The organism is Robbsia andropogonis (assembly GCF_000970345.1).
Lineage (GTDB): Bacteria > Pseudomonadota > Gammaproteobacteria > Burkholderiales > Burkholderiaceae > Robbsia > Robbsia andropogonis.
Map to the genome: position 1 here is coordinate 45065 of NZ_LAQU01000023.1, position 21339 is coordinate 66403.

The following is a 21339-nucleotide window of genomic DNA, read 5'->3' on the forward strand; positions in this document are numbered from 1 at the left end:
CATAGCACACACCGACATGATCTTGCCCTTAATAATACAATTAAAATATATTTCCTCATTATCGTTGCAATGCGTAGGAGTGAAGTTTGGTGAATCCACTACCGAATCGCAAGCATAAACAGGCATCTCTGCTATGATCAGGGGACAAGCTATTATTATAAATCGCAGGCATTGTATCGAGAAAATTTTTTGTACCATGCGCTTTACTCGTTTATAAAAAAATCAAAGAAACATCCTGCAAACATTTGACAATACATCTTAAATAATTCCCATAGGGTTAACATAAAATGATCTTCGCGTACTGTACTTTGAAATATATAAAATCAGCATTTATTATTTTTTTGATATTACAAAATAACATCTTGCAACCTACTTTTGAGTCATACACACTTACCTCTGAGAATAATAGCGCCCATAAAAAATTCTCTTTTCGATGCGAATCACACTACAAAAATCACAAATATCAAAATTAAATTTATTGCAATCGAGATTCTGGCACCTAAACTCAACAAGAGCATGTCATCAGGCAATATTTAAGGAAATAGAAATGATCCCTTCTTTAACTTTGCAGCTGAACAATTCAATTCTCTTTGTTGCACAACATCCGTCCATTATTTCGAATACATCTTGGATGTATAACCATACTTCGTAGCAACAATTTATCTTCAAATAAATCCGTCAAGCGCAAGTAATGCTACTCTTCAAAACAACAGTTTATTATTAAAAATTCTCTCAAAATGCTGGTATCGTTTATCTCTACTGTCAGTCTTTTTATTAATAACATCAGTAATTAACGCCGCAGTCATCCAATCTGCACCTAGGTCTGCTATCGAAGCCAAACTGTTGCTGATCCAAAAAAACGCCGCCGAGCGCGCGGCGTATTTCATGTCGATCAGAGCTTCGGGATTCTCTATGAAATCCACGACATCACCCGGCCAGCGATGCTGATTGACGATATGCCAGTCCGAAAATTTTTGATACCCACCTCGCCCAGTCACATGCTTCAACCCCCTCCCTCGGAATTTCCATCCATCCCCGGATTCCATCGAACCATTTCCTAACTCGCCTCGGTCCCCGTAAGCACGATTCGCGATGGCAACAAAGTCTTCCTTGGTCATCGGCTTCCCGTCGGCTTTGTAAGGCCGCACAGTGTCATATCCATGCTTTCGCGCCTCTTCAGGATGACGAGTGAAATTCCGGAACAAGTCGACAAGTACCGATGACTTGTAAACAAACCGTTCTTCAACTTCAAAATAGGTCCCAACCTCCTGGCGAATTTGCGCAAAGAAATGCGATCGTCTGAGCGGCGTATCAAGCTGGTAGAAATGGATATGCGCATTTAATTCGTCGCACACCGCTTGCAGATCAGGTACTTTCGCCAGCGGAAAAATCTGCTGCAACATCAGGGCCGTAAAACGGAATCCATAGGAGGCAAAATTCATGCACAAGCGTATGGGATGCACGTGATACACCGTGAGAGATAGCCGATCACCAAGTACAGATTCACATGCCTCCCATATACGCAACTTCTCGATGCGCGCTTTTTCGGTCTGCCAATATGGCAATCCGCCATTCATCAACGAGTCAATCGCATCCCACTTTTCCATTCCTCCACCCCACTCGGTCTCGTACCTCGTTATCAGGTGATTGATGCGATCGGCTTTCCAAGGTTCATTCACAGCAGTGAGGAGATCGGCCCCTTGCACCTCTCCTCTCGGCTGGCCTTCCGGCACAAGGATCTCATCCAGTTTTGCAATAAGGGCATCGGCTCTCGTGTCATTAAAACCCGCCACCAATGCGGATTGCTCTCGATCGGAAGCCGGGCCGCCTTGCAAATACAAGTGGCGCATGAAAAGGTCTTTGTTCGACAACCGACATGTAAGCATTTCAAATCCAGGCCACGCCCATCGGTTATGCAGCGAGACATGCGGCTGCCCCGATGCGCAGACGTAACCGTGCACGGTCTCCATCGCCGCATTACCGACATCAACCGGATACCAAGCGTTCCGGCCATCGTCGTATGCCGCGGCACCTCGCGACACATCCATAATGCGAGAATGACCAACAGTCCCCGCGATTTCTCCTGACAAGGAAAGCGGAAATTCGGACCATGCGTCCCTAGGCAGGGTATCGTTCCCCACGACACTGCGCAAAATCCAAAACGTTCTGCCTCGAAATTCAGTGCCACCCGCAGCCACCGTCACTTTGGTCCATATCCCCTTTCTTGGCGCATCCGATGTCACCGTTACCACCGTTCTGGCGGGCAACCGTAGTGTTGCCGCCATTGGCTTGTACAGACTTGCGCCGTTCTCAACCCATAGCTTCGTCCGCGGCTCGTTCGTCAGTATGGCGGCGCGCTGTCGGCTTCGATCGATAAACGCTCTGAGTTCGTCACCGGCAAACACCTCCACATGCACCAAAGCGTTCTTCGGAGTCGGTGGCAGCGCGGATGTGTGTTCGACATCTTGATATTCACCAGGATAGCCAACCAAGTCGCCGGCGCTGACTTTCATCGGCGTAGTTGGCAGGCAAACTTCACCGATATTACGCACATGTATCTTGCTCGCCAGTGCTTGCAAAGAAACAAGGCCGTGACGTGCTTCGGAGGCAACCACACCACCGGGGTCTAACGATGCAACCTCCCCGGACATAATCGTTTCGATTTTCCCAAGCCCCCTTTTCAGATCGTGCGATTGGATAATCGTAACGTGGCTTCCAAGTGGCAGTAAGCCGATTGGCACTCCCAATCCGCCTCTTTTATTTTTATGAACGTACACACCCATCAGCGGCTCGCCGGCTCCCGTTCCCCGCTGGCTACGCGTTGCTGCTTTCGGGGTAACCGTCCAGATCTCTACCGCGCCGTAGTAGTACGGCCAGACTTTCTTGTGCCGTTCCCTTCTATTCGCCTTGTAAACCGAGGCAGGCGCAAGATGCATGTACAAGCTGAAAAATATGATGGAATCCCCTTCCATTGTTGAAGCGGTATCCTTCATTACAGCCTTGGTGTCATCTGATGCAACCTCTCCCATGGTCGCCACAGCGCCTTTCGACATCGTTGTTTTGCCGTGTGTAGTCCCTCCAGGACTCGGTACCGGCGGTAGCGTCAGCTTATGCCTTATCAACGTAAAGCCCGTTGAATAAAGTGCGACGGCTTCTTCGGGATAGAGAAGTCGCTGGTAATCCTGGTCTATTTTATAGGCCACCACTTCGCCATCGGCGATGCATCTCACCCCTCCTGAAACGGCCCCATCCGCATCGACAGGTGCAAGATGCACTCCCCCGTGTAAAAAACCGTTGACGCCTAAAGGATAGGATCCACCATTCGATCGAATCGCTGCAAGATAGCGATCGATACCGACATCCTCGCCAGCGTCCTTCATCGAGACCGGGTAGCACCAGCCTTTAATCGATTGCATACCCGTTTTATCCACCACAGTCTTTTCCCTTCCCATCCACATTTCCCGCTTTCGACTCAGGCCTAACGCGGCATTACCTTTACTTTACGCCAGCGACTTTTCACTTCATGTGTTTCTCTATTGCATCACTGCGAAAACGTCGTTCTGCGTGGAACCGGCGTCCCTTCCGCCACCCGCCATTCCGGAAATACCGGGTCCATTCTCGTAGGCCCCGAGAAATCGTGGGCAGCACCCTTGACGTCCACCGCCCCAGGCGCATGAATCTGAATATTGCCATCGGCAATCTTGATATAAGCGCCGCCACTCATCAGCGTGATCCCTCCTTTGGCGGCAATCTCGATGGCGTCGGTCGCTGAGACCATTTTCAAGCGCTTCTGCGCGATAAACGCCATCGCATCCGATTGTGCCTGAATGCGCACCGTGCCCTTCCCCGCGAACAATTTAATGCCAGCGTTTTGCACGAAGACGCTCAGCGCTTCTTTCACCGATGCAATCAAGGAACGCCCCACCGCCAGCGACGTATCTTTTCCGCTCACCACATTGACGTTCTTGTCGGCTACCATATGTATGGATGCTTGCGATGCCAGCCCGATACCGCTCGGACTGGCCATAAGTAACATCGGCGCCTTGAACTGATTCGCCTCTCCCGTGCCGCCCGCCGCCGTATGACCGCCAGTTTGCATCACGCCGGTTTTCCGGTGCATGGTGGCTTCAGTAAACTGCTTCATCGACATACAACTTGCGCCAAGCCCGTTCGCTTGTGCATTTGTAGATGCTTTGGACAGAGCAGTCATTACACTTTCAGAAAGTGCCAATTGCGACACCGCATCGCTCGCGTCCATCGGCTCGGACTTTCTCGGATGCGTGCTGACATACAATCCCTGGCTTGCGCGTATTGCGCCATACGCACCAGAACTTAAATCAAACCCACTTCCGAGATAACGACCTCGCGCATTGCCGCTGTATCGAACCAGATAACCGAGGTGCAAGACCGTGCCTGCGGAACTACTGGCAAGTTGCACGCCATTTTGGCCCGTAGCGTCATCCATCACGAGTTGGTTATAGCCCCTGCCGCCATATTCTTTTGATTTGAATCCCGAAAGGATGCCGTTCGAATGCCATGCCGGTGTGTCGCTACCGTTATGCAGTCGCCCCATTACCACGGGTCGATCGCAATCGCCGTCCAACCACGACACGATGACTTCGTCACCGATACGCGGGCAATGCACTCCACCATAGCCGCTGCCGCTGTCAGACTGCATGACACGAATCCAGCACGATGCATTCTCATCGCCGTCGTTCAAGCGGTCCCAATGAAAGCGAACCTTGATGCGATTCAATGCATCGGTATAAACCTCTTGCCCCGCGGGCCCGACCACGATCGCGCTCTGTATCGTCACCCGCGGCTTTGCATGTTCAAACGGACTACGAAAAGGAACACTCCTGCGCTGCACCTCGATTTCAACCCTGTAGAAACCTTCGTTGTCATCGCCACTCGGCCGATTGGCGACCCCACGCGATGCCTTCAAAGCACCTGATGCCCCATGCCCCGATACCGCCGACGCCCCTACGCACGCTTGATGCGCCGCCCGGGTTTCATCAACGCGTCTCTTTAAGCTGAATGGATAATCGGCTGTCGCATGCGACGTCGGTACGTTGTTTTCAATTACCCAACGTGCCTCGATCACCGCAAATTGGCGCTCCGATGTACCGGAAGCGACGTGCACCGGATGGTTCTCCAGCGTGAACCACTGACCGGCATCGATACCTCGCGCCCCACCCGCTCCGTGAAAACGCTTCGCTCGCGACTCCCACTCCTCCACCCGTATTGCCGAAAGCGCGTTACCCCGTGCTTGCGCATCGTAGGTATAGGCGCCCGTGTACTCATACACTTCGGCTTGCTTCGGCAAAGCGCCTTGGTTCGCCATGGTCGGTGTATGCGTGCCTTTACCGAACGACATGGCGGCGGGCTGCTTGTAGTCGGATGTTCGCGTGCGCAGTTCGGTACTTTGCATCACGCGCGCGGCGCTCCAATGCGTCAGCGCATCCACTTCGCTTGCTCTATCGGCGCGGTAGAAACCAAGCGTCCGCCGAGGACTCTGGGGCAAGGCATACAGATCGTCGGTTATCACGAACATATGCGACCTGCCATCATCGGCCTGCTCGTAGAATCCGAACAGGCCTTCCTGTTCCAGGATTCGATGGACAAAATTCCAATCGTCCTCGTATTGCACGCAGAATGAACGCTTGGGCAAATCACGTGACAGCATGAATTTAAATGCGCTTCGAGCTTGCGGATGCGCGTTGAACACATCGGTCAGGATGTCGTCCGCCGACTTATCCTGCCAAATACGGGCATCTTTCCGGAATTTCAGGAAATGAAGCCAGCTCGCAAACGCGATCTGATAAGTGGTCAGCGCCCCATCGGTCCCCAGGCGCCGAGCCGTATGCACATAGCCATGACGGGCTACATAGGATTGATCATGCTGCTGAATCCACAACGTCACTGGTTTTGCTATCAAGGTTTTGAGCGCCACGTCCGCGGCCGGCGACACCACATCGACGATAAACCCGTACTCCCGACCTATTTTGCTTTCGCCGATAGCGCGTACCGGTATCAGGTGGGAGGTGATCAAAGGCATGTCCAGCGTCAGCAAGCGCCCTTCTAGCGGAACCCCCATGCACCCCGCCGACCTACCTGATGTCTCCGCCACTCGGCCCCCCGTGAGACTTATCTGTACCATGCTCAATATTCATGCTGAAATAGAATGTATCGAATGATGACTGCACTTATCGCATTACGCAAAATGCGACGATTTCTATTAATCGATCATTTAATAAAATTTGTATTATCAATATGCGGCGGTTCGTCGACTTATTCGATCACATCCCACAATGGTGTACGGGTCGTAACAGACGACGTCGTCCGAGAACGGCGGCACCGCCAGCAGATCGCGCGGAACATCGCACCGAACGAGTGGAATGCTCACTGATCACGGCTCGAATCGACTTGGTCATGTGGACGTGCGTCGCCGACGATAAAATCAAATGCTTCCGAAAACATTCCTATTTCAGGAAATATCCCGGCTTCTGCAGAGCCTATCGCCCTCGTGCTACGCTTCGATCATTGGCGTCTGAACCCGGCGCGACAGCGATCTATCGCGCCCTCTGCCCGGCCTTCCTTTTTCTATGCGCTAGGAGCAATACACGACATGGCACTTCGCTCATTAGGACAATCCGACATCCAAGTCTCGCCTATCGTATTCGGTGGCAACGTGTTCGGCTGGACGATCGATGAAGCAACATCATTCTCCATCCTCGATGCGCTCGCCGATACAGGCATCAACTTCATCGATACGGCGGACATGTATTCACAGTGGAAGCCAGGAAATGAGGGCGGGGAGTCCGAGACGATCCTGGGTAAGTGGTTCAAACAGCGTGGCAAACGCGACCAGTTCGTGCTGGCTACCAAGGTTGGCATCATGACGAGGCGCCCGGGTCTGTCGCGTACGAATATCATGCAGGCAATCGATGATTCTCTAAAGCGGCTGCAAACGGATTACGTTGATCTGTATTTTTCCCATCGTGACCTCCCGGATAGCGCACCGCTGGAAGAAACCCTTTCCGCATACGACGCCTTGATCAAGGCGGGCAAGGTACGTCTGATCGGGGCGTCGAATTATTCCGGGGCCCGTCTACGTGAAGCGGCCGCGATCAGCAAACGTGATGGCTTGCCGGCCTATACCGTCGTCCAGCCGGAATACAACCTATACGATCGATCGGCCTATGAAACCGACGTCGAACCTGCCGCGCAAGAACTGAAACTCGGTGTCGTAAACTATTATGCGCTGGCGAGCGGCTTCCTGACCGGCAAGTATCGAACAATGGAAGATGTGCAGAACGGGAAGCGTGGTGACAAGGTTCGCACGTTCATGAATGAACGCGGCTTGAAAATCCTGAAAGCGCTTGACGACGTGGCCGCCGCGCATGAAAAGCCGTTGTCGAGCATTGCACTTGCGTGGCAGATCGCTCGCCCCAGCATCACCGCGCCGATCGCCAGCGCCACCTCGTTGACACAATTGAAGGCGCTAGGCGATGCCATGCAAATTACGCTAACGCAGGAGCAAGTTGCCGCGATTGATAAAGCCAGCGCCTATTGAGCGTTTTTGCCGTTCGCGTTGTCGAGATCACGCGGCAAGCGGGCCGCCATCGCCATGACCAGGGACTGTGCGGCACACATAGGTGCCGCCAGTGACGAAGCAAAATCGGGATCGCCCGTGGGCACGATCACGTTGGCTAACGCATGCATCGTCAGCGGTGACAATACGCTGTCGGTGATAGCGAGTACCGGCACGCCTAGCCGTGCGCGCTCCCCTACCATGTCCACGATCTCCTTCGCATGCAATCGAAAACTGACAGCCACCAGTACATCGTCGGGACCGCTCAGTTGTGCAATCTCGGAAGCCAATCCAGCCCCCACGCTTACCAAGTGCACGGGGCGCCGTAGATGCAGCATGGCGTAATGCAAATACGCCGCGATGGGAAATGCTTGTAACTGCCCTGCGATAAAAATCGTCCGCGCATGCGCTAGCGTATCGGCGGCCAACGCCAGCGTCGACTCGGGTACAGACCATGCAAATTCACGCAGTGCCGCCATCTCATGCGCGACCAAATCCTGCACGGCACGTTGCAAAGTGCCTTGCGCTGCAACGGGCCGTCCTGCGTCGACCCTTGCATCCCACACGGTATTGCCGGGGCTTCCGAATGAATCGCGCAGCCGATCCAAGGCCATATCGTCAACAACGCCGCCCGCATCCGCATGTGGTCCTGCGTCTACGTCCGGACGCGACGCGTGCATGTGTTCGGCCCGTCCAGGCGCTTCTGCAACCAGGCGCGCCTGGAACACACGCTGCATTTCCGAGAACCCGGCGTAGCCAAACCCTTGCGCGAAACGCACCAGATTGGAAGACTGAACACCCATCGCTGCCGCCAACGTCTTCGACGACGATAACGCAATATCGTTTGGATACTGGATGACGAAGCGCGCGATGTCCCGCGCACGGCGACCCAGCGTGTCATGCCGGGCCGTGATCGCCTGGATCAGACGATCATAGCTATCCGGCCCCGCCACCGCGTGCTCCGGTTATCGACTGATAAGATGTCGTGTCTCGCACTGGATAAGGTCTTCCTGCATGCTCCCACTTCATGGGTTTTCAGGGCGCGCCGCGCCTTTCGCGGCCCAGCCCTCCTTGCCCAGCACCATCGTCGTGCTGAGACGTGCTTCTCCTGCGCCGTTCAAGGTGTTCTGCACCTCCGGAAATGCCGCGCCGAATGTGGGCGTCTTTGCCCATTCGGCAACCTGATTGACTTGATACGTGTAATGGACCACGGCTTCCTTGCGGCCATCCACCGTTGTCGGGCCATCCCAGTCGATCACCTTGTCTACTTCGATTTTCCCGTAACATAGGTCGCTGCGCTCCGTTTCGCGCTTACCGGTTGCCTGGACTTCGTCACCGACGATCTTACGTAACGCATCGCGCCCCGCAGTCGTCAGCGTGTAGCGACGAACCATTGCACGCCGGCCGGTCAGATGTCGATCAACGTACGCCAATTCGCCTGTCAGTACGTCAACGGAACTGACAAGTCCGGTCCGCTGCAATGCGGCCATCTCCGCTGCCGGACCGTCCGGCGTCGTGGGCTGCGCTTTCAAATCGCCTTCACTGATATCCACGGGGAAGCGGCCGACGTTGAGGCAGAGATCCCCGTCGACCTCGAGATAACGTCCCAGCGCAGTCGAGAAGTTGCTCGAGGAAGCGTCCTGTTTGCTGCTGCAGGCCGTCAAGACCCCAAGTGCGGCAAACATCGTCAAGGCCGCAACGCCGCGCCGGGAGCGGTGCGGCACGTGATTGACGGGAACGATCGACGCAATCCGCGTTGATGGCAGATCCTGCTTGGTCTGGCTCGCTGCTCTCATGCAATGCATCCTTTGTATGTCCGGTATCCCCAGATAGTGTAAAGGATGCGGCCCGATAGGCCTACGCGGCACGCAGTCTAATCGCGTGGTGATCGAGCGCGGCATCGTGAAAGTCGCTCCGACGCCGATCATTTGATAGGGTTTACATCTCGAAAAAGTGCGATGTTTTCACGGCGCGATCAGGCGTTGACAACGTGAATGCGGCGCGCCTCTGGAGCACCATCGGCACGGGCAGGGGGATGGAGTTCGAATTCCAGCACCACTTGCCGCGACGGCAGCCGTGCCGCCACTTGGGCATCAACCAGGCTGGAAAGCTTGAAATACGCCGGCTTTGTCTCGGTAGCGGCAAGGATAGGCGTTTCAGGCAAGGCCGACCAATACGCAATAAAGCCGTATCCGTCCTCTATTGAAAAACGGTTACAGATACCTCGTACTTTCGCACCGTATTGGCCCCAACGAGCGCCAGGCGTCGGATTGTCTCGCAGCGGCAGCAAATTAGGCACCAGATAGCCATTGATGAACTGATCCGCGCCATCTCGCAATTCACGCGAAACATTATCGAACCCTAGCACCTCCACGCGGCAGCCCTTGCTCTGCAGCGCCCGTACCACGCGGATGAAGTCCCCATCGCCCGTGGCCAACAACACCGTATCGAGACGTTCGGACTCCGTCAATACATCAACGGCCATATCGAGATCAGCATTCGATTTTGTCGTCTCAACGCCTTCCTCGTCGCGGTAGTACTTCACAGGCTTCACCGTGACGCGAAAACCCTGGTCACGTAACGCCGCCTGATATGCCAGCGCCCGTGCCCCATATTCGGCAAATGTCTCGGCGCGGCGTTCATCAAACGCCAGATAGACATTCAAACGCTGCGCTTCCCCGTCGTCTCGGCAAGCAAGGGCACGCAACACGTCATAGCGCATGCCATGTCCGCCATTCATCCCAATATTGCTTGCATCGACGTAAACACCAATTCTACGAATCATTTTTTTCCACGTGTGGCAACCGGCCAGCCCTATTGTGCCTGCCACGTGTAGATTCGGGCAATCTCGATCACATCATCTGGTGCAGTTTCCGCCATTGGCACGATCGCGCATCGTTCAACATTGGATTTTCCGGCCGCCAGACTCGGCTGTAGTGCGACGTCTTCCAGGCAACCCGCATTCGCCAGGCAATATGGCGCCAGACGTTACCACACCGCATCGGCGGCAGGCGGATCCGCTGCCACAGGCGCGGCCACAGAAGGAACCGTCTGGCCCAAGGCCCGCGCGCAATCGGCAAAATCATCTTCGGTCATGACCCACAACGCCGGCGCGACGAGCTGCAGCGCTACCGACGGTGATAACGCGGTCTGCGGACGCACCCTGTCCCGCCACGCGCCATTCGTCATCATCATTCGGCACGCATACAGCACGTCGGCACAATCCAGCAATGGATGTGCCAAAACAAACTGGTCAATCCAGGCGCGTAAGGTGGTTTCCGCAGCACTATCCAGCGGGCAGGCGGCTCCTGGCCCCGGACGCGGCACCTCGCCCGGCGCAACAAGGTCAGCCCCGCGGTCCTCCGCATTGCCAACGCCGCACGGTGCGGCCTGGGTGGCGCACAGCGCCATCCAGCGCGTACGGGTCCAGACGGCAAATCGGCAATCGTCGGATAAGCCATCGTTATCATCTTGCGCTGATAAATCGTCCGGGCCATGCCGTAACGCTTTGCGGGAGGCGGTTTGCGTCAGGAAATCGATAACCGGCGATGCATCCGTTTCGATCTTCTTCAGTGCGTTGCGAACGCTTGCGCGAAGGGCAAGACGCGTGTCGCCGTTCGACGCCTCGGGCAGCGCGCCCAGTTCGTCAAGCAACGTGGTCAGCGCCCGTGCCGCGGCCGGATGATCGGCCGCCAAGCGGCGCCAGAAAGCGAGCGATCCGCCGCAACGGTCGGCGCTCGCGATCAGCCAGGCAAACGCCGCCTCCTCGAGCGTCCGCGACGGTATTCTCGGCGGCGATACATCAAGCAGCCAGATGGGCGCGATCGGGCCGTCTCGCAAAGTGCGCCTGACCCGCATAGGCAAGGGATTGTCGTACAAGCGGACCACGCACGCGGCCGGCAACCAGCGCATGGCGTCCGGCAAGGACGTCAGCATATTGTCTGACAAGTCGAATTCCCGCAAAAGCGGCAAGTTTCCGAGCGACGGTGCGACCCAACGCAAAAGACAGCCATCGGCGCGCAGAATCTCCAGGGCAGTTGCTTCGCCCAAGGCGTCCGGAAGGCATTCCAAATCATTCGCCGCCACATTGAGATGGGACAACGCGGATAAACGCGCGAGGGCATCGGGTAGCGTTGTGAGCTGATTGTGCGCCAAACTCAGGTGCCGCAACGAGACAAGACGACCGATATCGTCCGGAAGTACGCGTAAACGATTACCGTCCAGCAACAATTGCCGCAGATGGCCCTTGACGTGCTCTGATCCTCGCTTGCTGCCCGCAGAGCCGAACGCCACGCACGCGGCGTTTTCGTACAGGGCATCAACGCCGGCCAGTGCCTGCCGATCTATTGACCACAAACCCGTCGGCAATGTCGACAGACGCAAATTGCGCAGATCCAAGGTGGGCGCCCCGGATACCCTGCATGACGCGATCCGGAGTACCGCCTCTTCCCGTTGCTCATCCGCACCTTGATTGACATCAGTTGCCCATCGGATGACGTCATCCCAGGCAGCGCCTTCAACATTGCTTCCGCGGATGTTGGAAGACATGTCGACCGGTGCCGCCGCGTTGGCCTGGGATACACCAAAACGCCATGCCATTGCTCGAGCCGTTTTCCCTGCTTGCACACCGTTTTCATCGGAAGCATCCACGCCTCGATCCTCCTGACCGTTGTTGTCTTGCGTCATCGCCGTCACCATTCGCGCCAAGCGCCTTGCCATCTGGCCAAACCATCGTGATGTCATCGTAGTAGGCAACTGGCCCGCCCGTACAGCGGTCGCATGTAGGAACCGTCTGAACCTTGGAGACTCCGTTCGCATAGCCCCATACCGCTTCGGGCGTCCAACCTGATGCACGCAATGATTGCAATCTCAATCCTGAATGAAACGAAATACGTGTCATCCGCGCGAATTGCGGAACTGCCGTTTCGCTTTTTGTTACATAAAGTTAAGGAATGGCCCCATTCGCCAGGCAGGCCAGTAACGCGCGTTGCATTTGCGCGAGACCGGTGCTGTATTCGACGTCTTCGTCGCCTTGATTTACTACCGGTGTCCCCGTGAAACTTGCCATTGTGACCACCAGCCAGCGCTTCCAAGACGCTGTAACAACGTGCTTCACCGACGACACAACGATTGTCCCTTTTGCCGATGACAAGGCATTGATTCGAGCGTTGACGCGGGACATGTTCGAGGCCATCTTGATGGAGGCGAGTGACACCGCCGCGCTTCGGGAAAGTCGGCCGTTGTTCGTTTCGCGCCATTGCCAGTCGCGGCTGCAAGTTCCGTTGATCCTTGTCGGTCACTTCGCCAGTCGGGCGTCGCTGGATCTGGCGTTCTCGCTGGGTGCGGACGATATCGTACGGCTGCCTATCGATCAGGACGAGCTGTTCGTTCGGACCTCTCGCGCCATACAACGTGCACAGCAAGATCCGGTAACGGGCGAGACGCTGCGCCTTTCCGAGTATCGACTGGAAAAGCGTATTGGGGTTGTCGTTTTCAATGGGCAAACGGTGCAACTGACGCCGCGCGAATTTGCCATCGCATGGATGCTGTTTTCGCGTCCTGGGCAATATCTCAGCCGCAAACAGATTTCCATTGCCATTTGGGGCTGCGGAGAAGAGGTCGCGGGCCGTACGCTTGAACAACACATCTACAAACTGCGCAAGAAGCTGCTGCTGACCGGTGCGCACGGAGTCCGTCTTAGTACACAGTATGCTCATGGCTATCGTGTTGAAACGTTCGGTGCACTGGACCAGTCGTCCACGCCACCGACGACGGCTGATTGCTCAACGAGTAGCAGTGGCAATGCTGGTACGTCGGGTAACGCCATCGACCCGAACAGCGATGCCACCAGCAATAAAGCGCGTTGCTACTCGGCGCAAGAAGACACAGACGATAAAGGCCCCCTGGCCCTGGACACGTGCGAGCATAGCCCGCTCGGCGCGATATAAGAACATCCACCAGAACCATCTCACCCGATGTCGATCTTTTGAAAAGTGACATAGTCACATCACATCTTCCCAACACCAAATTGTTGTATTAACAATAAATAGGACAAAAAAAGTGCCGACACTGTTGAGCGCCATGCACAGTGAGCGACGTCGTTGTCATTTCTGAGAGAACACGGTCGAGAAAGAGACCGTCGCCACGACCCCATCCCCTTTCCCTGCGATTACCGCGACAGCGTTTCCGATGGCACCTCATCGAAATACTTACGATAGCCGTTTACCAGGGTCGAGCGGTGCATCACCCCCCAGCTGTTTGCTACATCGAGCACCGTCTTATCATTGCCCTCATGTGACAACTCGGCATGGATCGACTCCATCCGGCGGCGGCGAATCACCTCGGTAGGGGTCAAGCCGACAAAATTCTTAAACGCTGTCTGCAATGCCCGTTCTGTCACATTAATCTCCGCAGCAACTTCACGGACCGACAAGTCCCGTCGATCCAGGTTGGCCAGGAGATACCGATACGCCCGTCGGTATTTTGCGGGCAGACGCGCACCAACATCATCGAGCGGCGCATCCGGTCGCGCCGCTTCGCGCACCGAGTAAGGCGTAGGGACCCGAGCATCGTCTCGGCTGGCCCGCAGGGACAATAACGCATAGCGACTATATTTCTGGTGCCAGTCCGCGGTGCGACCTTGCTCGCGCCGTACCTTCGCGGTGCAGTAGAGATGCTCGAGCTGAAGGCGACCACCTGTATCCCGCGCGTGATCGGTCAGCGGTTGCAATACCTGCTCGGCGATTCCGAAGCTGCTGCTACTCAAGCTCGCTACTGCGATATCCACCCGCAAAGCGCGCTGATATTCGACCTGGTTTTCTTGATTCGCCCAGCGCAGGTGGGCATCCAGGCTGGCAAACGCATCACGTGCCCCATTTGCCAACATTCGAAGGTCATACAACGCCTGGTAGCGCAAACGCAGTAATGCGGACGTCGGTGGCGCTTTCGGCGCCTTGGCTTCCGGGCCGGCGGTATCACGCCGGATCGATTGCCAATAAACATGATCTTGTAACGCTTCGGATTGCCGAATCTCGTTTTGCACAGCCATATCGAATCGCATCAGCGACGCCAATTCGGTCCACATCGGGTGCCCATCGACCACGTCCTCCTCGAACGCATCCATTGCCCGATCCATTTCCGTCAAACGCCCCAGCTCGCCGAGCACAGCAACAATGGCGAAGCGTGCCTCGCGACGGCGGTCAGGTTCCAGATTCGGTTCACCCAAAACGCGGACCCAACAGCTCAAGGCCGTGCCGCTGCGGTGCCGGAACATCGCCTGCCAACCGGTGTCCCGACACGACATGGCCCGTAGTTCATGCGATGCCCGCATGATCCGCAGCGTGCGCCGATATCCGTCCTCCGCGTCCTCCGTTTGATCGGCAACCAAACGCAGATCCGCCGCTAGCCGGACGATATCGGCATTTGATTTTCCCGAGGGAGAGTCAAGCACCCGCGCTGCGGCCGACAACGCATCCACCAATCGGCCGTCAGACACACGGCTGATAATAGAGGGTTCGTTTGCTGCCAGCGCCGCGACGAGAGGAAAATACACGGGAGAAAACATGCACGCACTCCTGTTTCAAGCCGATTGATGTGTGAATCGCGTACGGGACCGTGCACGTCAGGTTAGTGACGCTACGCACGCAGCAAACGGGATGCTGGCACACCATGCCACCGGCTATGCAGGCGGACCACCCGTCGGAATCCACTCTATCAAAACGGGTGTTCGGTATTTTCAACAATTTTTAAGATCGTCAATAAAAAGCATTGTTTGTTATTGGTTTTCACAATAATCGAGCCGTGTTTTATCAGAGATTTTCCGATAAGCCTGTGTTGCAAACCGTCGACATATGGAAAAGATATAAAACTCGAAGTTGGCGGTATGATTTATCGCTGTTGCCGCAACGACTCCGTGTTTGGCAATACTGTCTGTAATTCGGGATTTCTTCCAATATGATGAAGACTGTGGATGCGCAACTTCCGCTCGCTATCCGGCGCGCGGCCACCTTGGAGACAACGCTTTGGTCAAATGGCCGGGGCGCGAGTTGTGAGGTCGCGATCTGTCCTGAGAGCGCCTCCATGGACAATTTCATCTGGCGCGCAAGCATGGCGCAGGTATCGGTCGACGGCGCATTTTCGACATTTCCCGGCATTGACCGCACGCTCGTTTTGCTGGGGGGCGCGGGAATGGAACTTGATCTCACCCGGCATGTCAATGCCGGTTCCTCGCATGCCCTGCGCGAACCGCTCAGCACATTCGGCTTTGAGGGCGAAACGCCACCGGAGGCCAAGCTCGTTGATGGCCCCACACACGATTTCAACTTGATGGTGCGGCGGGAGTTCGCCACCGGACAAGTCGCCGTCTGGCGCGGCCCAGGTCAGTTCGTCTTGCCTGACGATCTGGTTTTATTGTTTGTCGTGCATGGCCGTGTCGCACTTACGGGCGTGGACCTGAACGATCCCGAGCCGATTCCGCTAGAGGCATGTGACAGCGTGAAGCTCAATGGTATTGCACGGCTGAACCTGTCCATATCGTTGCCAGAGAAAGCCGTCGTATTGGCGGTTCGGGTGCAAATGCATGACGATGATGCTGACACCGGCGCGCCAACGCAGGGCCGTGACATCGGGCATGCGCGATAGTCTTGTTCTTTCCGCTCAGTTCGGATCGCTTTCCAGGCGCAAATTGAGGACGTAACTTTTCAGCACGAGGCGCTCCGTGGGTGGTAATGGCCCGAATGCAAGGCCATGAATCCACTGTCCACGCTCGTCTTCGGGAGCCTTGCGCAGCTTGATTGTGCGGATGCCGCACTCGGCTTCGACAGCGACCGTCACGCCTTCCGCTTCCACGTAGAACAGAACGTTCACGCGTTCGCCCACTACGCCTAATGGACAATCCGTTGCCAATGACATACCAACGGTACTGATGTCCATCGCGACACCGAGACCGGAAAGCGTCCGAGGCGTGACATGAGCGTCTTTCACGGCGTCGGGAATTTCTGGAGCGGTATCGGTTGCCGAAGGCTGCGTAGCAGACGGCGGGGCGACAGCATCCACCTGATCCGCTTTGCTCATGTCGGTTGCATCATACATTACCGCTAGCCGTGCAGCGGCACGAATCGCGCGGCGTTCCGGCAGTTTTCGCACCCGGACAGGTGGTGACAGCACCACATATTGAAACGGCTTGCCAACAACCCATTCGACGGTGCAGACAAACAGATAAACCGATCGCGGGCAGACGGCCACCACTTCCACCGTTTCCCCTGCCTTCAGCTCAAGGCGCGCCTGATCGAGCGTTGGTGGCATTACCAGCAATGGACCGTGTGGCGCCACGCCGATAAGTCGGCTGGCATAAGCCACACGGCCATTTCCCATCGGCAACCGGATACCGAGGCGCGTGCCAACGGACAGGACCATCTCGCTGGCTGCCAGACCTGCGCGATCCGGGTCGTCGTCGATCGACACACGGCCGGCCGGTGATGGAGGAGCGGCCGCCGATCCCATGCCGGCGGGCGCTCCAGCGCCGGGCGGTTCAGACAAAACGTTGCCATCGCCTGGCGGGTCCGCCTGATTACGCTGACCGTGCGGCTTGAAGTAGCGAAACAATTGCTGCCGCCGCGTTTCATCGAGTATCGCGCCGATATCGAGCAACAGCGTGCCATCCGCGTCCAGAACGCGCAGCGTCAGCGGGCTGTCCACGGGCAGTGCGTCCACCGCTAATGGGTCGCCTGGTGTTGACACCCATTGCGCATGTGCGCCTACCTGTTGCGCGCCGAGTTTCGTCGCCAACTTCTGCCCTCCGAAAATTGTCAAATTGCCGGCTCAATGATTTTCGGTCATGCTTCGCGGTACGCCAAGCCATTTAGCGTGTCTCCGCATCTTTCCGCCGTGCCAGGTTGCTCCACGCCCTGGCACGGCCTGCTGCATCGTGACACGCTCCTGTGATCACGCAGGCGACGGGGCCATCCGCGGGAACATGCTGTTGCCGCGTGTGCCCGATAGGTGGGCTTGCTGCCGCACGCCTGCCAACCTCCATTCGATTTATGCTCGACGCCGTATCCACCGCCTTGTTCAGCGACCACACCGACGCCCGCATCCCCGGGACCGACCTATGCCACGCCAGGCCGTTGGCAACCGGCACCGATGGCGCACCGACACCCGCCACCGGTTGGCAGGCCCGGCTTACCATGCGCTTTGCCACCCGTGCAACGCGCGCAACACCAGAGAACGTAGCACCTTCGGCACCGGCCAGCTATATGGCGTACTGCCGTCACACCGGTCCGCTGCGCATCCAGAAAACCTTGTTTCCAGAAGGGCCGAGGATTTGCCACGCGCTGATTGTCCATCCACCGGCAGGCATCGCCGGCGGTGACACCTTGCGGATCGGCGCCGAATTGTCACCAAACTCACACGCCGTCCTGTCCACGCCCGGTGCGACCAAATGGTACAAGGCGAATGGCCGGCGAGCATCCCAGCATGTGACCTTGCGCGTGGAAACCGGCGCACGCCTCGATTGGCTGCCGCAGAACAACATCGTTTTCGATAACGCCCGAGCAGACATGTCGGTAGAGGTAGAGGTGGATGCGGACGCCTCGGTCATCGGCTGGGATGCGACATTGCTCGGACGTCAAGCCTCAGGGGAAACGTGGTGCGATGCGGATATCCGTGCAGGCGTGCGGCTACGCCGTCCGGACGGCACCCTGCTCTGGGCGGAACAGGCGGTGCTGTCCTCCGACGATCCAATACGACTGGCCGCACAAGGCCTCGACGGCTGGTCCAGCTTTGGCACCTTGTGGGCGGTGGCGCCTTCCGCACGCGGCGCGACATTGCACACGCATCCAGCACTGGAGGATTTGCGCGCAACGCTGCCATTCGATGACAACCTGCGCGCGGGGGTCACGTGCCTGCCCAATGGCGTAGTATTGATCCGCGTCACCGCACGGCGCATGGAGGCATTGCAGCAGTTGCTGACCACATGCTGGACGGCGCTACGGCCGATGATCCACAATGTGCCAGCACGGCCACTGCGGATCTGGCGCACTTAATCCGCTTGCGGCTGTTATTGGTCCCGGCCACATCGTTACCATTCTTTTTTGCCTCACTCCCCAAAAAACCCGTCATCCAATGAACCTCACACCGCGAGAGAAAGACAAACTGCTGATCTTCACCGCCGCGCTGCTGGCCGAACGCCGACGCGCACGTGGGCTGAAGCTGAATTATCCGGAAGCGGTGGCGTTTATCTCGGCCGCATTGATAGAAGGCGCCCGTGACGGCCAGACCGTTGCCGATTTGATGCATTACGGCACCACGTTGCTGTCGCGTGACGACGTGATGGATGGCGTGCCCGAGATGATTCCTGACATCCAGGTGGAGGCCACGTTCCCGGACGGCACGAAACTGGTGACCGTGCACCAACCGATTCCTTGATCCCGTACATGACGAAACGCGTGAGCAGCACCGCCAGCCCCGTCGGCGGAACGCCGAAACGACGAAGTTTGCAGACGTTTACGCATCCCGCCATGGGAAATCTCTGCATCACCGCCGTTGGCGCGTGGTTGCGATTCCAATTTGACGTTCTCAGATCTCGACGAGGCTTGCAATGATTCCCGGTGAACTGTTGACCCAACCAGGCGAACTCGAATTGAATGCCGGCCGTGTAACGGTCAACGTTACGGTGTCCAATACGGGTGATCGGCCAATCCAGGTGGGCTCGCACTTCCATTTTTATGAAGTGAACAGCGCCCTGTCTTTCGCGCGCGAACAAGCGCGTGGTTTCCGGCTGAATATCGCCGCCGGCACTGCCGTGCGCTTCGAACCGGGTCAGGAACGGACCGTCGAACTGGTGGCGTTGGACGGTGACCGGATTGTCTACGGTTTCAACGCCAGGATCATGGGACCGCTGTAAATGCCGCAGGCCCATCGATCAGCCCCTTTTCAAGATAGACGTGCGGCAGTACCTCCAATGAGGTACCCGCCAACCAGGACGAGCACATGACGCTTCGCATCGACCGCCGCGCTTATGCGGAAATGTTCGGCCCCACCACCGGCGATCGTATCAGGCTGGCCGATACGGAACTGTTCATCGAGATCGAGCGTGATGCGACGATCTATGGTGAAGAAGTGAAATTTGGCGGCGGCAAAGTCATCCGCGACGGCATGGGTCAGTCGCAACGCTGCCACGCCGATGTCGTCGATACCGTCATCACGAATGCGGTGATCATCGACCACTGGGGCATCGTCAAGGCAGACATCGGCATCAAGGCCGGACGCATTGCCGCCATCGGCAAGGCCGGCAATCCGGATATCCAGCCAGGAGTAACCATCGCGATAGGTGCAGCGACCGAGGTGATCGCCGGCGAAGGCAAGATTGTCACGGCCGGTGGCATCGATACACATATCCATTTCATCAGTCCGCAGCAGATTGACGAAGCCTTGTGCTCGGGCGTCACGACGATGCTGGGCGGCGGCACCGGTCCAGCGACCGGCACGTTCGCGACCACCTGTACACCCGGCCCGTGGCACATGGAACGGATGCTGCAAGCCGGCGACGGCTGGCCCATCAATCTGGGCTTCCTCGGCAAGGGCAACGCCAGCCAGTCCGCACCACTGATGGAGCAGATCGCCGCAGGCGCGATTGGCCTGAAACTGCACGAGGACTGGGGCACCACGCCAGCCGCGATCGATACCTGCCTCGGCGTGGCCGAGGACACCGATACTCAAGTGGCGATTCACACCGATACCTTGAACGAGGGCGGTTATCTGGAAGCCACGGTCGCCGCTTTCAAGGGGCGGACCATCCACACTTATCACACGGAAGGTGCAGGCGGCGGCCATGCACCGGACATCATCGCCGTGGCAGGTGAGCCGAACGTACTACCGTCGTCGACGAACCCCACGCGACCCTACACCGTCAACACGTTGGACGAGCACCTCGACATGCTGATGGTCTGCCACCATCTGGACCCGTCGATTGCTGAAGATATCGCCTTTGCCGAATCCCGTATCCGGCGCGAGACGATTGCCGCGGAAGATATCCTGCATGACCTGGGGGCGTTGTCGATGTTGTCGTCAGACTCACAGGCGATGGGGCGCGTGGGGGAGGTCATCATGCGGACCTGGCAGACCGCGCACAAAATGAAAGTACAGCGGGGTACGCTGCCACAGGACAACACCCGTCATGACAACTTCCGCGTCAGACGCTACATCGCCAAGTACACGATCAATCCAGCGATCACCCATGGCATCTCGCACGAAGTGGGATCGCTCGAAGTGGGGAAATGGGCCGACATCGTGATCTGGAACCCGGCATTCTTCGGCGTGAAGCCCGCGTTGATCTTGAAAGGGGGCATGATCGCCGTCTCGCTGATGGGCGATCCGAATGCCTCTATTCCAACACCGCAACCGGTGCATTACCGCGAGATGTTCGGTACCCGCGGCGGTGCGCTTGCGCGCAGTTCCCTGACCTTTGTCTCGCAAATGGCGCTGGATGCCGATATTCGCGGGCGCTACGGATTGAACAAAGAGCTTGTTGCCGTAAAGGCCTGCCGGAACATTACTAAAGCGCAGATGATCCATAACGCCTGGCAACCGAAGATCACGGTGGACCCGGAAACATACCAGGTCGTGGCGGATGGGCAACTACTGACGTGCGAGCCCGCCAAGGTGCTACCGATGGCCCAACGCTACTTCCTGTTCTGATTAGGCCCCTGCCCGGAACAGCGAAAGTCAATGACATGACGGAATGCAGG

General features: G+C 56.9%; 16 protein-coding genes. 7 read left to right on the forward strand and 9 right to left on the reverse strand.

Annotated elements, in window-relative coordinates:
• Positions 1 to 701: 701 nt before the first annotated feature.
• The gene (locus WM40_RS28070) at positions 702 to 3452 is read right to left on the reverse strand and encodes a glycoside hydrolase family 19 protein (RefSeq protein WP_157685849.1); all 2751 of its coding nucleotides are present in this window, start codon (positions 3450 to 3452) and stop codon (positions 702 to 704) included.
• An 89-nt stretch (positions 3453 to 3541) separates the two neighbouring features.
• Entirely contained in the window at positions 3542 to 6097 is a 2556-nt protein-coding gene (locus tag WM40_RS18770; protein ID WP_052738407.1) for a type VI secretion system Vgr family protein, read from the reverse strand.
• Positions 6098 to 6628: 531 nt separating this feature from the next.
• On the opposite strand from WM40_RS18770, the gene WM40_RS18775 reads away from it, so the two are divergent.
• A complete protein-coding gene (locus WM40_RS18775; protein ID WP_024903676.1) occupies positions 6629 to 7576 on the forward strand; it encodes an aldo/keto reductase in 948 nt (315 codons plus the stop codon).
• On the opposite strand, the gene WM40_RS18780 is transcribed toward WM40_RS18775, so the two are convergent.
• From WM40_RS18780 to WM40_RS32120, 5 genes are all read right to left on the reverse strand, one after another.
• On the reverse strand, positions 7570 to 8547 hold the full coding sequence (locus tag WM40_RS18780) for a MurR/RpiR family transcriptional regulator (protein WP_046153631.1): 978 nt from the start codon (positions 8545 to 8547) through the stop codon (positions 7570 to 7572). The genes WM40_RS18775 and WM40_RS18780 overlap by 7 nt on opposite strands.
• Before the next feature lie 72 nt (positions 8548 to 8619).
• A complete protein-coding gene (locus WM40_RS28075) occupies positions 8620 to 9390 on the reverse strand; it encodes a hypothetical protein (RefSeq protein WP_024903674.1) in 771 nt (256 codons plus the stop codon).
• Between the two features lie 179 nt (positions 9391 to 9569).
• Complete coding sequence (locus tag WM40_RS18790) at positions 9570 to 10379, reverse strand: LabA-like NYN domain-containing protein (RefSeq protein ID WP_024903673.1); 810 nt, start codon at positions 10377 to 10379, stop codon at positions 9570 to 9572.
• A 203-nt stretch (positions 10380 to 10582) separates the two neighbouring features.
• Positions 10583 to 12280, reverse strand: a complete 1698-nt coding sequence (locus tag WM40_RS28080; protein WP_157685043.1) for a leucine-rich repeat domain-containing protein — start codon at positions 12278 to 12280, stop codon at positions 10583 to 10585.
• A 259-nt stretch (positions 12281 to 12539) separates the two neighbouring features.
• Complete coding sequence (locus WM40_RS32120; protein WP_269083098.1) at positions 12540 to 12662, reverse strand: hypothetical protein; 123 nt, start codon at positions 12660 to 12662, stop codon at positions 12540 to 12542.
• Between WM40_RS32120 and WM40_RS18800 the strand changes: the two genes are divergently transcribed.
• On the forward strand, positions 12649 to 13542 hold the full coding sequence (locus tag WM40_RS18800) for a response regulator transcription factor (protein WP_157685850.1): 894 nt from the start codon (positions 12649 to 12651) through the stop codon (positions 13540 to 13542). The two genes, WM40_RS32120 and WM40_RS18800, sit on opposite strands and share 14 nt — an antisense overlap.
• Before the next feature lie 221 nt (positions 13543 to 13763).
• On the opposite strand, the gene WM40_RS18805 is transcribed toward WM40_RS18800, so the two are convergent.
• The gene (locus WM40_RS18805; RefSeq protein WP_024903671.1) at positions 13764 to 15158 is read right to left on the reverse strand and encodes a helix-turn-helix transcriptional regulator; all 1395 of its coding nucleotides are present in this window, start codon (positions 15156 to 15158) and stop codon (positions 13764 to 13766) included.
• A gap of 392 nt (positions 15159 to 15550) precedes the next feature.
• On the opposite strand from WM40_RS18805, the gene WM40_RS18810 reads away from it, so the two are divergent.
• A complete protein-coding gene (locus tag WM40_RS18810) occupies positions 15551 to 16234 on the forward strand; it encodes a HutD/Ves family protein (RefSeq protein ID WP_046153649.1) in 684 nt (227 codons plus the stop codon).
• Positions 16235 to 16249: 15 nt separating this feature from the next.
• Here the strand turns inward: WM40_RS18810 and WM40_RS18815 are convergent, their stop codons facing one another.
• A complete protein-coding gene (locus WM40_RS18815; protein ID WP_046153632.1) occupies positions 16250 to 17380 on the reverse strand; it encodes a flagellar brake domain-containing protein in 1131 nt (376 codons plus the stop codon).
• Positions 17381 to 17778: 398 nt separating this feature from the next.
• Between WM40_RS18815 and WM40_RS18820 the strand changes: the two genes are divergently transcribed.
• The 4 genes from WM40_RS18820 to ureC all read left to right on the forward strand — a co-directional run bounded on the left by WM40_RS18820 (position 17779) and on the right by ureC (position 21289).
• Positions 17779 to 18636 carry an urease accessory protein UreD gene (locus tag WM40_RS18820; protein ID WP_046153650.1) on the forward strand — a complete coding sequence of 286 codons (858 nt, stop codon included), beginning with the start codon at positions 17779 to 17781 and terminating at the stop codon, positions 18634 to 18636.
• Between the two features lie 79 nt (positions 18637 to 18715).
• Positions 18716 to 19018 carry an urease subunit gamma gene (locus WM40_RS18825; protein WP_046153633.1) on the forward strand — a complete coding sequence of 101 codons (303 nt, stop codon included), beginning with the start codon at positions 18716 to 18718 and terminating at the stop codon, positions 19016 to 19018.
• 172 nt (positions 19019 to 19190) lie between these two features.
• Positions 19191 to 19496 (forward strand): urease subunit beta, encoded by a 306-nt coding sequence (locus WM40_RS18830; RefSeq protein ID WP_024903666.1) that lies wholly within the window; start codon positions 19191 to 19193, stop codon positions 19494 to 19496.
• 86 nt (positions 19497 to 19582) lie between these two features.
• A complete protein-coding gene (gene ureC / locus WM40_RS18835) occupies positions 19583 to 21289 on the forward strand; it encodes an urease subunit alpha (RefSeq protein ID WP_046153634.1) in 1707 nt (568 codons plus the stop codon).
• Positions 21290 to 21339 lie beyond the last annotated feature (50 nt).

What these genes read in the sequence shown, in the direction of transcription:
- WM40_RS28070 (WP_157685849.1), bottom strand. Translation starts at nt 3,452, where the DNA reads ATGGGAAGGGAAAAGACTGTGGTGGATAAAACGGGTATGCAATCGATT.
- WM40_RS18770 (WP_052738407.1), bottom strand. Translation starts at nt 6,097, where the DNA reads ATGGGGGTTCCGCTAGAAGGGCGCTTGCTGACGCTGGACATGCCTTTG.
- WM40_RS18775 (WP_024903676.1), top strand. Translation starts at nt 6,629, where the DNA reads ATGGCACTTCGCTCATTAGGACAATCCGACATCCAAGTCTCGCCTATC.
- WM40_RS28075 (WP_024903674.1), bottom strand. Translation starts at nt 9,390, where the DNA reads ATGAGAGCAGCGAGCCAGACCAAGCAGGATCTGCCATCAACGCGGATT.
- WM40_RS18790 (WP_024903673.1), bottom strand. Translation starts at nt 10,379, where the DNA reads ATGATTCGTAGAATTGGTGTTTACGTCGATGCAAGCAATATTGGGATG.
- WM40_RS28080 (WP_157685043.1), bottom strand. Translation starts at nt 12,280, where the DNA reads ATGACGCAAGACAACAACGGTCAGGAGGATCGAGGCGTGGATGCTTCC.
- WM40_RS32120 (WP_269083098.1), bottom strand. Translation starts at nt 12,662, where the DNA reads ATGGCAAGTTTCACGGGGACACCGGTAGTAAATCAAGGCGACGAAGAC.
- WM40_RS18805 (WP_024903671.1), bottom strand. Translation starts at nt 15,158, where the DNA reads ATGTTTTCTCCCGTGTATTTTCCTCTCGTCGCGGCGCTGGCAGCAAAC.
- WM40_RS18810 (WP_046153649.1), top strand. Translation starts at nt 15,551, where the DNA reads ATGAAGACTGTGGATGCGCAACTTCCGCTCGCTATCCGGCGCGCGGCC.
- WM40_RS18820 (WP_046153650.1), top strand. Translation starts at nt 17,779, where the DNA reads ATGCGCTTTGCCACCCGTGCAACGCGCGCAACACCAGAGAACGTAGCA.
- WM40_RS18825 (WP_046153633.1), top strand. Translation starts at nt 18,716, where the DNA reads ATGAACCTCACACCGCGAGAGAAAGACAAACTGCTGATCTTCACCGCC.
- WM40_RS18830 (WP_024903666.1), top strand. Translation starts at nt 19,191, where the DNA reads ATGATTCCCGGTGAACTGTTGACCCAACCAGGCGAACTCGAATTGAAT.
- ureC (WP_046153634.1), top strand. Translation starts at nt 19,583, where the DNA reads ATGACGCTTCGCATCGACCGCCGCGCTTATGCGGAAATGTTCGGCCCC.